Annotated in this window: 11 protein-coding genes; 5 read left to right on the top strand and 6 right to left on the bottom strand. The window is 60.0% G+C overall.

Annotated elements, in window-relative coordinates; all coding sequences use genetic code 11:
- The first annotated feature begins 94 nt into the window (after positions 1–94).
- From guaB to EZV60_RS11850, 3 genes are all read left to right on the top strand, one after another.
- Entirely contained in the window at positions 95–1,543 is a 1,449-nt protein-coding gene (gene guaB, locus EZV60_RS11860; RefSeq protein WP_135505709.1) for an IMP dehydrogenase, read from the top strand.
- A gap of 45 nt (positions 1,544–1,588) precedes the next feature.
- Complete coding sequence (locus tag EZV60_RS11855; RefSeq protein ID WP_135505707.1) at positions 1,589–2,767, top strand: RsmB/NOP family class I SAM-dependent RNA methyltransferase; 1,179 nt, start codon at positions 1,589–1,591, stop codon at positions 2,765–2,767.
- 93 nt (positions 2,768–2,860) lie between these two features.
- Positions 2,861–5,203 carry an ATP-binding protein gene (locus EZV60_RS11850; RefSeq protein ID WP_245306285.1) on the top strand — a complete coding sequence of 781 codons (2,343 nt, stop codon included), beginning with the start codon at positions 2,861–2,863 and terminating at the stop codon, positions 5,201–5,203.
- Between the two features lie 7 nt (positions 5,204–5,210).
- On the opposite strand, the gene EZV60_RS11845 is transcribed toward EZV60_RS11850, so the two are convergent.
- The 6 genes from EZV60_RS11845 to EZV60_RS11820 all read right to left on the bottom strand — a co-directional run bounded on the left by EZV60_RS11845 (position 5,211) and on the right by EZV60_RS11820 (position 11,406).
- Positions 5,211–5,423 carry a hypothetical protein gene (locus EZV60_RS11845; protein WP_135505705.1) on the bottom strand — a complete coding sequence of 71 codons (213 nt, stop codon included), beginning with the start codon at positions 5,421–5,423 and terminating at the stop codon, positions 5,211–5,213.
- Positions 5,423–6,583, bottom strand: coding sequence for an aromatic ring-hydroxylating oxygenase subunit alpha (locus EZV60_RS11840; RefSeq protein WP_135505703.1), 1,161 nt, complete (start codon positions 6,581–6,583; stop codon positions 5,423–5,425). The genes EZV60_RS11845 and EZV60_RS11840 overlap by 1 nt, the downstream gene beginning before the upstream one ends.
- Positions 6,584–6,690: 107 nt before the next feature.
- A complete protein-coding gene (locus tag EZV60_RS11835; RefSeq protein WP_342588793.1) occupies positions 6,691–7,515 on the bottom strand; it encodes a helix-turn-helix domain-containing protein in 825 nt (274 codons plus the stop codon).
- A 626-nt stretch (positions 7,516–8,141) separates the two neighbouring features.
- Positions 8,142–8,702 carry an acetolactate synthase small subunit gene (gene ilvN, locus EZV60_RS11830; RefSeq protein ID WP_135505701.1) on the bottom strand — a complete coding sequence of 187 codons (561 nt, stop codon included), beginning with the start codon at positions 8,700–8,702 and terminating at the stop codon, positions 8,142–8,144.
- A 27-nt stretch (positions 8,703–8,729) separates the two neighbouring features.
- Positions 8,730–9,617, bottom strand: coding sequence for a class I SAM-dependent methyltransferase (locus tag EZV60_RS11825; protein ID WP_167853516.1), 888 nt, complete (start codon positions 9,615–9,617; stop codon positions 8,730–8,732).
- A 34-nt stretch (positions 9,618–9,651) separates the two neighbouring features.
- The gene (locus EZV60_RS11820; protein ID WP_135505697.1) at positions 9,652–11,406 is read right to left on the bottom strand and encodes an acetolactate synthase 3 large subunit; all 1,755 of its coding nucleotides are present in this window, start codon (positions 11,404–11,406) and stop codon (positions 9,652–9,654) included.
- A 463-nt stretch (positions 11,407–11,869) separates the two neighbouring features.
- On the opposite strand from EZV60_RS11820, the gene EZV60_RS11815 reads away from it, so the two are divergent.
- Positions 11,870–12,952 (top strand): TRAP transporter substrate-binding protein, encoded by a 1,083-nt coding sequence (locus EZV60_RS11815; RefSeq protein WP_135505695.1) that lies wholly within the window; start codon positions 11,870–11,872, stop codon positions 12,950–12,952.
- A gap of 88 nt (positions 12,953–13,040) precedes the next feature.
- Complete coding sequence (locus tag EZV60_RS11810) at positions 13,041–13,934, top strand: TRAP transporter small permease subunit (RefSeq protein ID WP_135505693.1); 894 nt, start codon at positions 13,041–13,043, stop codon at positions 13,932–13,934.
- Positions 13,935–13,943 lie beyond the last annotated feature (9 nt).

Genomic DNA, 13,943 nt, shown 5'->3' with positions numbered 1-13,943 from the left:
CACCGCCTCGGTCCAGCGACGAATTGGCCTTTCGCCCTTGGACGATCCATGCGATAGGGAAGCGCCAAACGATCCCCGCTCAAGGAGAAGCGCCATGGAGATTCGTGAGGCTCTGACCTTCGATGACGTACTGCTGGTTCCCGCCAAGTCGAGCGTGCTGCCCACCACCGCCGACACGCGGACGCGTGTGACACGATCCATCGATCTGAATATCCCACTTATCAGTTCGGCCATGGACACCGTCACGGAAGCTCGGATGGCCATCACTATGGCGCAGGCCGGCGGCATGGGTGTGATCCATCGTAACCTTACGGTCGCAGAGCAGGCGCAGCAGGTGCGGCGGGTGAAGCGGTTTGAAAGCGGCATCGTTTACAACCCCGTGACCCTCCGCCCCGATCAGACGTTGGGAGACGCCAAAGCGTTGATCGAACGCTACAATTTCACGGGCTTTCCGGTTGTTGACGAAAAAGGCCACGTGATGGGCATTGTGACCAACCGCGACATGCGGTTCGCCACCTCGGATGACACGCCGGTGCACGTGATGATGACCTCGGACAAGCTGGCAATTCTGACTGAACCGGCCGATCTTGAAGAAGCCAAGAACATGATGAAGGCGCGCAGGATCGAAAAGCTTCTGGTGACCGATGGCAGCGGAAAGCTGACCGGCCTTCTGACGCTGAAGGACACCGAACAGGCGGTGCTTAATCCCAGCGCGTGCAAGGACAAGCTGGGCCGGTTGCGGGTCGCCGCGGCGTCCACGGTAGGCGACGCAGGGTTCGAGCGGTCCGAGGCACTGGTCGATGCGGGCGTGGACATGATCGTGATCGATACCGCCCACGGCCATTCAGAAGGCGTGGCGACCGCCGTGGAACGCGCCAAGAAGCTCTCCAACGAAGTTCAGATCGTGGCTGGGAACGTGGCGACGGGCGAGGCGACCCGGGCGCTGATCGGGGCGGGTGCGGATGCGGTCAAGGTGGGCATCGGCCCGGGCAGCATCTGCACCACACGGATGGTCGCGGGTGTCGGCGTGCCGCAACTGACCGCGATCATGGATTGCGCGCAGGCGGCCGGTGACACGCCGGTGATCGCGGATGGCGGGATCAAGTTCTCTGGCGATTTCGCCAAGGCGATTGCGGCAGGCGCATCCTGCGCCATGGTCGGCTCGATGCTGGCGGGAACGGATGAAAGCCCCGGTGAAGTGATCCTGTTTCAGGGACGGTCCTTCAAGGCCTATCGCGGTATGGGCAGCCTTGCGGCCATGGCACAGGGAAGCGCGGACCGGTATTTCCAGAAAGACGCGGCGAGTGACAAGCTTGTTCCAGAGGGAATTGAAGGACAGGTGCCTTACAAGGGGTCGGCTGGCACGGTGGTGCATCAATTGGTCGGCGGTTTGCGCGCCGCGATGGGCTATACCGGCTGCGCCACCGTTGAACAGATGCGCAACCAGTGTACCTTCGTAAGGATTACCGGCGCCGGATTGAAGGAAAGCCACGTGCATGATGTGCAGATCACACGTGAAAGTCCGAATTACCGGATTGGATAAGTTGTTTTTAGCCAGAGACATAGGGACCTTTTTTAAGGCTGGCGCATGACCCCGGCGGCGCGTGTTCAGGCGGCGATAGACATTCTTGACGCGGTTCTGGCCGGAACACCTGCGGAACAGGCCCTGACCGGTTGGGCCAGAGGCGCGCGCTATGCCGGGTCCAAAGATCGCGCGGCGGTTCGCGATCATGTATTTCAAGCCTTGCGCTGCCGACGCAGCTATGCCGCGCTTGGCGGCGATGAGACGGGCCGGGGTCTTATGCTGGGACAGCTTCGCGACTCACATCTGCCCATCGACGAGCTATTTTCCGGCGTCGGTCATGGCCCGCCTCCCGTGAACGACGTGGAGAGGGCCGCCGGTCGCACCCCGCGTCCCGGCACTGAGGCGATGGATCTGCCTGACTGGCTTTGGAACAGGATTGTGGTCTCTCTTGGAGAAGAGGCGGCGGAGCGGACGGCGCAGTTGCTTCGGCAACGTGCGCCGGTCGCCCTGCGCGTGAATCCGAAGATGAAGACCGTTACGCAAGCTATTGAAATTCTCGAAGAGAACGGAATTTCTGCGCGGTCGATAGACGAAGTTAAAACCGGGCTTGTCGTCACCGACGGTGCGCGGAAAATCAGGACCAGTCATGCATATCTCGATGGCGTCGTCGAGTTGCAAGACATTGCAAGCCAAGCGGCGATGGCGCAGTTGGATGTTCCCGCCGGGGGTAGGGTGCTGGACTACTGCGCGGGCGGCGGGGGCAAGACGCTTGCGCTTGCTGGACAAGCAGAGGCCAAGTGGTTCGTGCACGACACAGCCGTTCAGCGCATGAGAGACCTTCCCGCGCGCGCGGCGCGGGCTGGTACTACGGTCACGACCCTGGCGACGAACGAGTTGGAGATGGCAGCGCCCTTCGATCTCGTGCTTTGCGATGCGCCCTGTTCCGGAAGTGGCACATGGCGGCGTAGTCCAGAGGCGAAATGGCGGCTGAGCGAGACGGATCTGGAGCGGTTTCACGACACGCAGGTGCAGATCCTGCAGCACGCCGAAAGCCTTGTCGCACCGGCGGGCCGGCTGGCCTACGTCACATGTTCCATCCTGACGGAGGAAAACGAGGAGACGGTGGCTGCTTTCCTGGCGTCCTCACCGGGCTGGCACCAATGTTTTTCGCGCATATGGCCGGTTACGCAGACGCAAGATGGATTTTACCTCTGCGTTTTCGAGCGTGAAGCGTCGGCGTAACAACCTTGACGGGTAAAATCAGCTTGGTTTAACGTCATATTAAGAGGTCCCGCGCAGTTTACCGGCGAGACGCCTCGGCACGGGAAGACTCGCTTGACCAGTCTGACAGGTTCCTTTCGACCACTAAACGTGGCGCGCACGCAGTTGCGCAAGCACGCGCTCATCTTGGCAGGGCTTGCCGTTGCGGCATTTGCGGCGGCGCCATTCGCGCCTGGGCGACTTTTTCCCTTGGGTTTGATGGTGTTGGCGGGGGTTCTTGCCCTTTTGTCGCTGGCGAGTTTGCGGTTTCGCCGCGACACCGCGCCTGAAGTTTTTGTGTCCGAAATATCCGCTTTCGGCATCTTGGATGAAGACGCCGTTCCGGTCGTTGCCACACGAGAAGGCGGTCGCGTCCTTTATGCCAATCTTGCAGCGGTCCGTGATTTTGGCGCGACCGAAACCGGGACGCTAGCCGGGCTGCTCAAACAATCCCTGGCCAATCCCGGACCGACCCTGTACCGCCTAGAAAGCCGTGCGGCGCAGCGTGGGTCGGCGCAGGAAGATTTTGTCACGCGGCAAGGTCACCTGAGGCTGTCGGTTCACCGGGCGGACAATGCCGGTTTCCTGTGGCGTATCGAACGTTCCGCCGACCGCCCGTCACGTGAAAGCGACCCGGTGCCGCTGCCGATGCTGACCGTCGGGCGCAACGATGCAATCCTGTTCATGAACGCCGCCGCGCGCCAGCTTGTCGGAGAGCGCGCCAGATCGCTCGACCGGATCTTCCCGAAGCTGCCGCTGAGGTCTGGCCAGATCAACGACATCAATGGCCGGGAAGGCGTGATCGCATGTCTCGCGGTCGAACTGGAAGGAATCGCGGGCCGACGGGAGATTTTCCTGTTGCCGGGCGTGGCGCCAACCGAGCGACAGCCCGATGGCTGGGCTTTTTTCGACGAGCTTCCCGTGCCTCTGCTCAAGTTGACCCGGCACGGGGATATCCAGCTGTCCAATCGCCCGGCGCGTGACCTTTTGGGGGTCGAAAGCTGTGGTGGCAGGATTTTGAGCGACCTGATGGAGGGGCTGGGACGTTCGATTCCGGATTGGCTGGAGGACGCCGCGATGGGTCGTGGCGGTATGGCTTCCGAATTCCTGCGCGTGCGCCGGGATGACAAGGAAACCTTCGTACAGGTCACGCTCAACCGGGCAACCGAAGCTGGTCAAACAGTGCTGATCGCGGTTCTAAACGACGCGACCAAACTCAAATCCCTCGAAGCGCAATTCGTGCAAAGCCAGAAGATGCAGGCGATCGGTCAGTTGGCGGGCGGCGTGGCGCATGATTTCAACAACCTGCTGACGGCGATCACCGGGCACTGCGATCTTTTGCTTCTGCGACACGATCAGGGCGACAGCGACTATTCTGACCTTGTCCAGATCAATCAGAATGCGAATCGCGCGGCGGCACTTGTCAGCCAACTTCTGGCATATTCGCGCAAGCAGACCCTGCGTCCGGAGGTCATGGACCTTCGGGATATGCTCTCTGACCTGATGCACCTTCTCAATCGGCTTGTCGGCGAGAAGATGACGCTGTCTCTGCAACATGATCCTGTTCTGTGGTCGATCCGGGCGGATAAGCGCCAGCTTGAACAGGTGTTGATGAATCTCGTCGTCAATGCTCGCGATGCGATGCCCGAAGGCGGCGAAATCCGCATCGCGACCGAAAACATGGTGCTCGAGGACGCTCTGCGCCGGGACAGGGCTGTCGTTTCTCCGGGCCGCTATGTCCGCGTGACCGTCGAGGACGATGGCGTGGGCATCGCCGCCGACAAGATCCAGAAGGTATTCGAGCCATTTTATACGACCAAGCGGACCGGCGAGGGGACGGGGCTTGGGCTCTCGACCGCATATGGCATCGTGAAACAGACGGGCGGGTTCATTTTTGTCGATAGCCGTCCGGGAGAGGGCGCGCGGTTCCAGGTCTTGTTTCCCGCCCATGACGCGATAGCGCCAGCCACGGTTCCCGTGCCCGAGGCTGCCCCGCTGGCGCCGCCTGAGGAAGGCATCGTGCTTCTTGTCGAGGATGAAGCGCCGGTCCGGGCCTTTGCCAGCCGGGCCCTTCAAATGCGCGGCCTCACGGTTCTGGAGGCTGACTCCGCAGAAGCGGCGCTTGAGCTGCTCGACGATCCCGAGCTTCATGTCGATGTGTTCGTGTCGGACGTGGTGATGCCCGGAATTGACGGGCCCAGTTGGGTTTTGCAGGCCCTCGAAACGCGGCCGGATACGCGGGTCGTCTTCATGTCCGGCTACGCGGAGGAGACATTCGGCGAGATTCAGGCGGGGATTCCGAATTCCGTTTTCTTGCCCAAACCGTTTTCGCTCACCGAACTGACGGACACGGTGCAACGGCAGTTGGCCAACGGCAATTCGTCCGTTGTTTCGCCTGCACAGCACGGCGACGCGTAGCGCCGGTCTATTCCTCGCGCCCGTGGACTACCAGCCGAGTGTGCAGGTCCGGGGCCTGTGCCGCGCCCGCTTCCAACGCGAAGACATAGGCGTGGGTAAGGTAGAAACAGGCCGCGTCGATGTCGTTCACCGTGTCTGCGGCCCGCGTGTAGAGATCAATCAGGGCCACGAGGTCGCGCGACTCGTGCGCCGCGATCATCAGCGCGTCGAGATCCCGCATTACTCGGCGACGTGCGCCATTGCACGGTAGCTCTGAACCTGCTCGGCGACCCAGTCATGAAAGCAGTGGGTGGGGCTGTCCATCACCGGCGAAAAGCGTCCGCCGTCGAACTGGGCCGCGTGGCGTCCCTTTTGCATGCCTTCGACCACGAAGATATCCTCTTCGAACACGGTTTTCCAAAGCTGCGTATTGCGCATGCGCAGCCCTTCATCGCTGTCGGGTGTGGCATAGTAGAGATGAATGTGCTCGACCGTGCGCTCGGGGGCTTTTGGTTCAAGAATGATCGCAAAGGCGTGATCGCGATGCACGCCCAGAAGCACGTTGGGATAGACCGCGATATACTCCGCCTGCTCATTCCATTTTGTGCCGACCTCTTCGAAGTCGGGGAAGGTGGCGCCGTTCTCATTGGTCAATTGCCGGTAAACCATGGTGCCTTGACCGGAGAACCTGCCGGGCTTCTCGATGTTGTAGTGATCCTCAAGCTTCGAATAGCTGTTCAGACCGGGATGCACCCAGGGCAAGTGATAGCTTTCGCAATAATTCTCGACCGCAAGTTTCCAGTTTGTCGCGACTTCGAGCGAGAAGCGGCTGTCATGCCCGCCGTGAAAAACGGGCAGGTCAAATTCGGACCACCGAGCCATCAGATCCGCCATGGCCTCCTCGAAGGCCGGCGCGTCACCGTTGACGTTGATCCAGACCACGTCGCGCCACACATGCGACCGGATTTCTATCAACCCGAGGTCGTCGCGGCGTATCGCGTCGTGCGTGTTCTGGCCCGGCCCGCCCACATGAGGGGTTGAGACAAGCTTGCCTTGGGTCGAATAGCACCAGGAGTGATAAGGACAGCGGATCGCGCCTTCGATCCGGCGCGGCTCTTCGACCAGGATCATACCGCGGTGCCGGCAGATATTCTGGAACACCCGAACATCGCCCTGCTTGTCGCGGAGCAGCAAGAGCGGCATGCCGAGAAACTCGATCGGTTTCGCGTCGCCGGGGTGCGGGACATCCGCTCCAACGGCGAGGCCTGCCCATTGCGAAAACAGCAGCGCCTGCTTTTCCTCTTCGAAAATCACCGGGTCGATATAGTGGGCATTGGGCAGGCCATTGGCCTTGTCCACGCTGGTGCGCACATTCGATAGATCTGTGACGGTGGCGGTCATGCTGGCATCCTTTCGCATTCTTGGCGTCACACCTGTCAGCGAAAAGCGCCGCGTGCGCGCCGGTTCGCGACGCGGGTTTTTCGCAAGGCGACATATCTCGGTCGCGCCTAGCGAAATTCCTCGTTGAGACGCAATAGCCGGGCATGAAACGGGGGAACTTCCTCCATGGGGACGAGCCCCGCGCGCCGCGCCATGCGCAGGGCGAGCCCAAGGTCATGTCCGAGATACTCGTAGACCATGCGCGCCGCGCGGCGTCCGGTGACTTTTTCTCGTACGGTCCGGGTCGCGTAGCCTTCCCATATATTTGATTGAAAGGACGTTTCCGGCGTCAGGAAATTGAACGAGGCCGCAAGAGAGCCGCGATGCGTGACGAGAGCGATGACCCCCTCCTCTTGCCGCATGACCAGTCCGCGGAATTGTCGATTCGACGCAGCAGTCGAAAGGCCCTGACCGCGTAAGGCATCGCGCGGTTCAAAGCCGCGCAGAAACGTGTAGCCATCTTCGCGCGAGACGAAGACCAGCCCCGTTGTGAACTGCGCGTCGTCGATGAAACTGCGCCGGACAAAGCTGTAAAAGCCGCTTGGGAAAATCTCTTCGGGGACATGCGTTGGCCCGTCTCCGAAGAAACCGTCGAGAAAAGGATGCGACAAAAGATCGGCGGCGGTGGGCCGAATATCCTCGACCGGTTCGAGGAGAATACGCGCATCCACATCGAAGAACTTGCAGATCTGGTACAGAACGTCAGGCCGGGGAAAGCTTTCCCCAGAAAGATAGCGATTGAACTGAGTGCGATTGATGCCGAGTTCGCGGCACAGACCGGCAACCGATGGATATTGAGCGCTCAGCCGGCGCAGATTGGTGCCGAAGATTCCGCGAAGCGCGGCAGGATCCGCCGCGCGAGACGTGGCGTTAGTTTGCATCTTTCGCGACAAGGTCGTCGTCCACTCGTTTCGATTTTAGCCTCAGTTTACAACGCAAATAGCGAAGGCGAAGGGTTTAAACCACCCATAATGACGCTGATAAGAGACGCATCTGGCGCTGATTGGCGTCAATTAGCTAGAAATCTGGCACAAATCTGAGTAGCGCCTTCTCAAATTTGAATCGTGCTGAAACATCCTGTTCGCTCTAACGTTGAGTCTGGGGAACACTCACACTCTTGAAGACCGGGGAAAACATGTACGGAGTAGTTTTATGGAGCGATCATACTGGTGATCGCACGATAATCTGGTGCGAAGATCACGGAAGCCTTGCCTACTATTCTGGCCGCGGACAAAGCGAGCGCGGCCTGAGCAAGGGGGACTTGGTTCAGTTCGACGTGTTCGAGGACGCGGCGGTACGGCATGCACAAAACTTGTCTGTGGTTTCGGCGCAAGTCTATCCCGATCTGGCCGGATCGCTTCTTGAGGCGAAGCGGGCGCCGTCACCGTCACTGGTCAATTTCACCCCACAGGCGAAAATCGTTCCATTTCCCGGAAGAAACACGCGGTCGCGTCGCTCGGTGCCACGTGCTTCGGCAAATTCGAAAAGAGGATGACCTCCAGATAGGACGCAGAGTGCCTCAGTTCCCGCGGCGCAAGGCCGCGACGCCGGTGCGCGCCACTTCGGACAGGCCCAAGGGCCGCATCAGATCAGCGAACGCGTCGATCTTTTCAGGGGTGCCGGTGATTTCGAAAATGAAGCTGTCGAGCGTGCTGTCGACCACGTTGGCGCGAAAGATATCGGCCAGGCGCAGTGCTTCGACACGTTTTTCGCCGCCTCCGCTGACGCGCAAAAGCGCCAGTTCACGTTCGACAGATGGGCCTTCGACGGTCAGATCGTGCACGTCATGCACAACCACGATGCGGCCCAATTGCGCCTTGATCTGTTCGATGATCTGAGGTGTGCCTGTCGTGACGATGGTGATCCGCGACTGGTGGCCCTTATGGTCGACCTCGGCCACGGTCAGGCTGTCGATGTTGTAACCGCGGCCCGAGAAAAGGCCGATCACCCGGGCCAGCACGCCGGGCTCGTTGTCAACAATCACCGCAAGGGTATGGCGCTCTTCTGCGTCGGAAAAGGTCGGACGCAGGTTATAGGCGGAATGGCTCGAAGCGCCTTTCTTGATGTGCAGGGCTGACATGTCTTTCGTCCTTTTGCTGGGCGGCGGTCAGGCGGGCTTTTGCCACAGACCGAAGCCGAAATGATAGTGGCCTTTTTCGCGTTGAGTCCGGTCGAGAGCGATCAGGCGATCGTGGAGGGTAGGGTCGCGATCTTCGAGCCCGGTGAGAAACCCGCCCGCGAGGTGAATCGCAGATCCCCCCAAAATAGTCAGTTCTTGTCCTGTGTGCTTCTTGAACAAGGGCACAATCCGATCCGATTGCGGCGCCTCGGACGGGTCGCGCAGAAACTGTTTGAAACGGCGAAAAGGGCTTCCGGGACGCACGCGCATGGGCTCGGCGCCGATCACGTCACGGTTCTCGGCCAGAAAACGTCGGACGGCAGACACTTCGGCGCGCGTCCATTGCAGGCGTGTCGGACCGATATATTCGCTGATCAGGAGCACGCCGCCGGGTTTGAGAGCACGCACCGACCATCTGAGCGCGCGATCCACGTCGAACATGTGATGCAGGGCGCTGTCCCAGTAAACGAAATTGTACTCTTCATGCACGTCCCGTTCGAGCGCATCGGCCAGATGCACAGTGACTTGATTCTGCATACCTTCGGTCGCAGCGCGCTCTGTCGCCTGCGCCACGCGGTCCGCGGAGACCTCGAAGAGATCGAAGTGCTTTACTAGACCGGCTTTGATCAGGGCGCGTTCGTTGTCGCCCGTTCCGGCCCCGATTGACACAGCCCGGTTCAAAGCTTGCCCTTGGGTCGCCTTGCGCAATGCGTCGTGGATGCTGTTGCGCCCGGTACCCGGATCCGCAGAGGCGGATCCGGGACTGATCTGTTGGTCGAAATAGGCGACGAATTGCGGATTATCCTGCCACCGGGTGCCCTTTTTGGCCGCTTTCCATTTGCGGCCGGAGAGTTTGTGCAGCAGGCGCTTGACCATATCGGACGATGTCCTTTGGCGGGACAGGGCGGGCTTAAACCAGCACCGCCCCTTTGTCATCGATCGCGTCCTTCGTCGACGCCTCACCCAGCAGCATCTCGTTATGCGCCTTGCCCGACGGAATCATCGGGAAGCAGTTTTCGTGCTTCTCGACGAGGCAATCGAAGATCACCGGGCCCTCGTAGTTGATCATCTCCATGATCGCGTCATCGAGATCGGCGGGATCCTTGACCATGATGCCCTTGCATCCGAACGCCTCGGCCAGCTTCACGAAATCGGGCAGGGCCTCGGACCAGGATTGCGAGTAGCGCTCGCCATGCAGAAGTTCCTGCCACTGGCGCACCATGCCAAGGCGTTCGTTGTTGAGGATGAACTGCTTGACCGGCAGGCGATACTGCACCGCTGTGCCCATCTCCTGCATGTTCATCAGCCACGACGCCTCGCCCGCGACATTGATCACGAGCGCGTCGGGATGGGCGACCTGCACCCCCAACGAGGCGGGCATGCCATAGCCCATGGTGCCAAGTCCCCCCGAGGTCATCCATCGGTTGGGATCCTCGAAGCCAAGATACTGTGCCGCCCACATCTGATGTTGGCCCACTTCAGTGCAGATATAGCGGTCATGGCCCTTCGTGAGTTCTTCGAGACGCGCAACGGCGTATTGCGGCTTGATCGTCTTGCCTTCTTGCGTAAAGGCGAGACAGCGGACCTTCTTCCAGTTTTCGATCTCGGACCACCAAGTCTCGAGCGCCTCGCGGTTGGTCTTGCGCCCGCGCGACTTCCAGACTTCGAGAAGGTCGGTCAGCACTTGCGTCACATCACCGACGATCGGAAAGTCCGTCTTGACCACCTTGTTGATCGAAGACGGATCGATGTCGATATGCGCGCGACGTGAATTGGGCGAGAACGCATCGATGCGGCCGGTGATCCGGTCATCGAAACGCGCGCCGATGTTGATCATCAGGTCGCAATCATGCATCGCCATGTTGGCTTCGTACAGCCCGTGCATGCCCAACATACCAAGCCAGTTCTTGCCCGAGGCAGGATAGCACCCGAGACCCATCAGCGTGGACGTGATCGGGATTCCGGTTTCTTCGACCAGTTCGCGCAAGAGCGCGCTTGCTGCCGGACCGGAATTAATCACGCCGCCGCCAGTGTAGAATATCGGCTTTTCCGCGGTTTCCAGCGCTTCGACCAGTTCTGTGATCGTGTCGAGATCGCCTTTCGTTTGCGGCTGATAGTGAGACACCTTGGCCTTTGCGGGGGACGTGTACTCGGCACGGGCGAACTGCACGTCTTTCGGTATGTCGACGAGAACTGGGCCGGGGCGGCCCGAGGTCGCTACGTGAAACGCCTGGTGGATCGTGTCGGAAAGGCGCGCCGTATCGGAGACCAGCCAGTTGTGCTTGGTGCAGGGCCGGGTAATGCCGACGGTGTCGGCTTCCTGAAACGCGTCGGACCCGATCATGAAGGTTGGGACCTGACCAGTGAGAACGACCAGAGGGATCGAATCCATCAGTGCGTCGGTGATGCCTGTGACGGCGTTTGTTGCACCCGGCCCGGAGGTCACCAGCACAACGCCGGGCTTTCCGGTCGACCGCGCATAACCTTCCGCGGCATGAACGGCGCCCTGTTCGTGCCGTACGAGAATGTGGCGAATGTCGTTTTGCTGGAAGATCTCGTCATAAATCGGGAGTACAGCCCCACCGGGATATCCGAATACGACGTCCACGCCCTGATCCTTGAGGGCCTGAACCACCATTTTCGCTCCGGTCATCTGACGTGTCATCTGTTTGCTCCGTTCATGACATCAATCTCAAGTTTCACGCACAAAAAAGCCCCCGGGGAAGATCCGGGGGCGCATGGGGTACCGTTATGGTGTCCGTTACCGGCCCATGCGCCACTTACCTACGACTACGATTAGCGTTGCCATCTCGGGCGACTCCTGATTGCGTGTGCGCGGGACATTATGGAGGTGCGCCCGACGCGTCAACCGCAAACGAACAGAGAAATATCGCAAGATGCCTTGCAGGCTTTGCGATTGTTGCGCGGCGCGGTCATTTTCGGGGATGTGCCGTGCAAGGCGGGCGAAATGCCGCACAACTCTGGCAGGTGACGCAAGGTTAGCGCTGTTGCTATTTCCAACTGGAAGGTCGCCAGCTAGGGTCGGAGCCACAGGAACAATCCGCGCCCCGCGGGTAAGCAGATCAAGGCGGCTGGCGGGCGCTACGGTAAACATGGGAGGACACTGCATGGATCGTCGATCTTTCTTGAAGAAGTCCGCTTTGGGCGGCGCTGCCGCAGCGACTGGCACCTTGGCTGCACCTGCACTGGCTCAGGGCGCCCGCAAGCTGACCATGGTCACGACATGGGGGCGGGGGCTTGCCGGGGTTTTTGACGCGGCCCAAAAGGTCGCCGATAACATCAACGCTATGGCCGACGGGACGCTTACGGTTGAGGTTCTGGGCGCAGGGGAGCTTGTCGGTGCATTTGAGGTTTTTGACGCGGTCACCGCGGGCCAGGCGGATATGTATCACGGGGCTGATTACTATTTCGTAGGTCAGCATCCGGCGTACGCTTTCTTCACATCTGTTCCTTTCGGCATGACGGCGCAGGAACTGGTGAATTGGTACTATCATGGCAATGGTCACGCCTTTCACGACGAGTTGGGCCAGATCTTCGGTTTGAAATCCTTTCTCGGTGGCAACACAGGCGCGCAGGCGGGCGGTTGGTTCGCCAAGGAGATTACGGGCCCCGAAGATTTTAACGGGCTGAAATTCCGGATGCCGGGGCTGGGTGGCAAGGCACTGGCCAAGCTGGGCGCAAGTGTGCAAACCCTTCCAGGGGCCGAAGTTTATCAGGCGCTCGCCTCTGGCGCGATCGATGGCACCGAGTGGATCGGCCCTTGGGCGGACGAAAAGGCTGGGTTCCAGGAGATTACCAAATTCTACTACACGGCAGGTTTTCATGAGCCTGGTCCGGCACTATCGGTTGCGATGAACCGCGATGTTTTCGACAGCCTTACGCCGTCGCAGCAGAAGATGATCGAGATCGCCAGCGCCGAGGCCCACCAGTGGAACCTGGCGCAGTTCCTGTCGAATAACGGGGCTGCCCTGGCACGTCTGCAATCGGCGGGTGTGACAGCACTGGAATTTCCCGACAGCGTCTGGGACGCCTTTGGACAAGCATCCGAAGAGGTGCATTCCGAGAACATGGACGACGACATCTACAAGCGTGTCTACGAGGATTACATGGACTCGCTGCGCGCCTCGTCGTCGTGGATCGAAAAGGCGGACGGAGTTTACACGCGTCAACGTAATCGGGTTTTGGGCTGAGACGTGGTTTTCCGGCCGGGCAGACCCCTAATGGGGCTGCCCGGATAATTGCCGGGACATATTTCGGAATAACGGTGTGGGGGACGACATGCTCGACGCTCTGCTCTGGGTTTTCCAGAACATCGCGCTGGCGTTCTACAATTTCGCCTACGCGCTCACCCGTCCGGCAAGCTGGCTGAACTGGTCCGATAAGGACGCCATCATGCGCGTCGTCTATTACGGCGGCTCGGTGGAGTTTTTCTTCGTCGTGTTTACGGGCGTTCTGATACTGACCGGTGTGGGGCTGTGGCAACGAAGTTTCATGTGGGGTTGCGTGCGGGTGATGGAGGGCTTTGCCAACATCACCGGGCGGTTCTTCGCGTGGGCCGGTCTGCTGATGGTGTTCCAGCAGATCGTGATCGTCTTCATCCAGCGCATCTTTGCCCGTCCCGACATTGCCTTCGGGTTCGGGATGACCCTGACCAAAGATATCAGTTGGTGGGCCGAGATGCTCAAGTTCCACAACGCACTGGTCGTCGCGCTGTGTTGCACCTACACATTCGTGCAGGGCGGTCACGTTCGGGTCGATCTGATCTATTCCGCCGTCAGCTTTCGCACGAAACGGGTCATCGACATGCTGGGCAGTGTCTTTTTCATGATGCCAGTGGCGGTGCTTGTGTGGATGTATGGCTGGTATTTCATGTGGCGACACCTCATCACGCCGAAACCCTCGGCCAGCGACACCCTCGACCGGCTTTTGATGAAATCCCGCGCGCTGCGCTGGAATGTAGAAACCATCGGTTTCAGCCCGAGCGGCTTCAATGGCTATTTCCTGTTCAAGATCCTGCTTGTGGCCTTTGCCGGCATGGTCTTCATTCAGGCTGTGGCGTTTCTTTTCCGATCGTATCTCGAATGGTCCGAAGGTGAGGAAAGCGCGGGACGGTATCTCGACAGTGACCAGACCGGTTCTTCGGGCGAGACCGCGCCCGAGGCTGCAAGGTAGAAGGGACGC

This window comes from Roseovarius aestuariivivens, assembly GCF_004761875.1.
Lineage (GTDB): Bacteria > Pseudomonadota > Alphaproteobacteria > Rhodobacterales > Rhodobacteraceae > Roseovarius > Roseovarius aestuariivivens.
The sequence above is the reverse complement of the archived record's forward strand: the minus strand, read 5'-3'. Positions and strand labels throughout refer to the sequence as shown.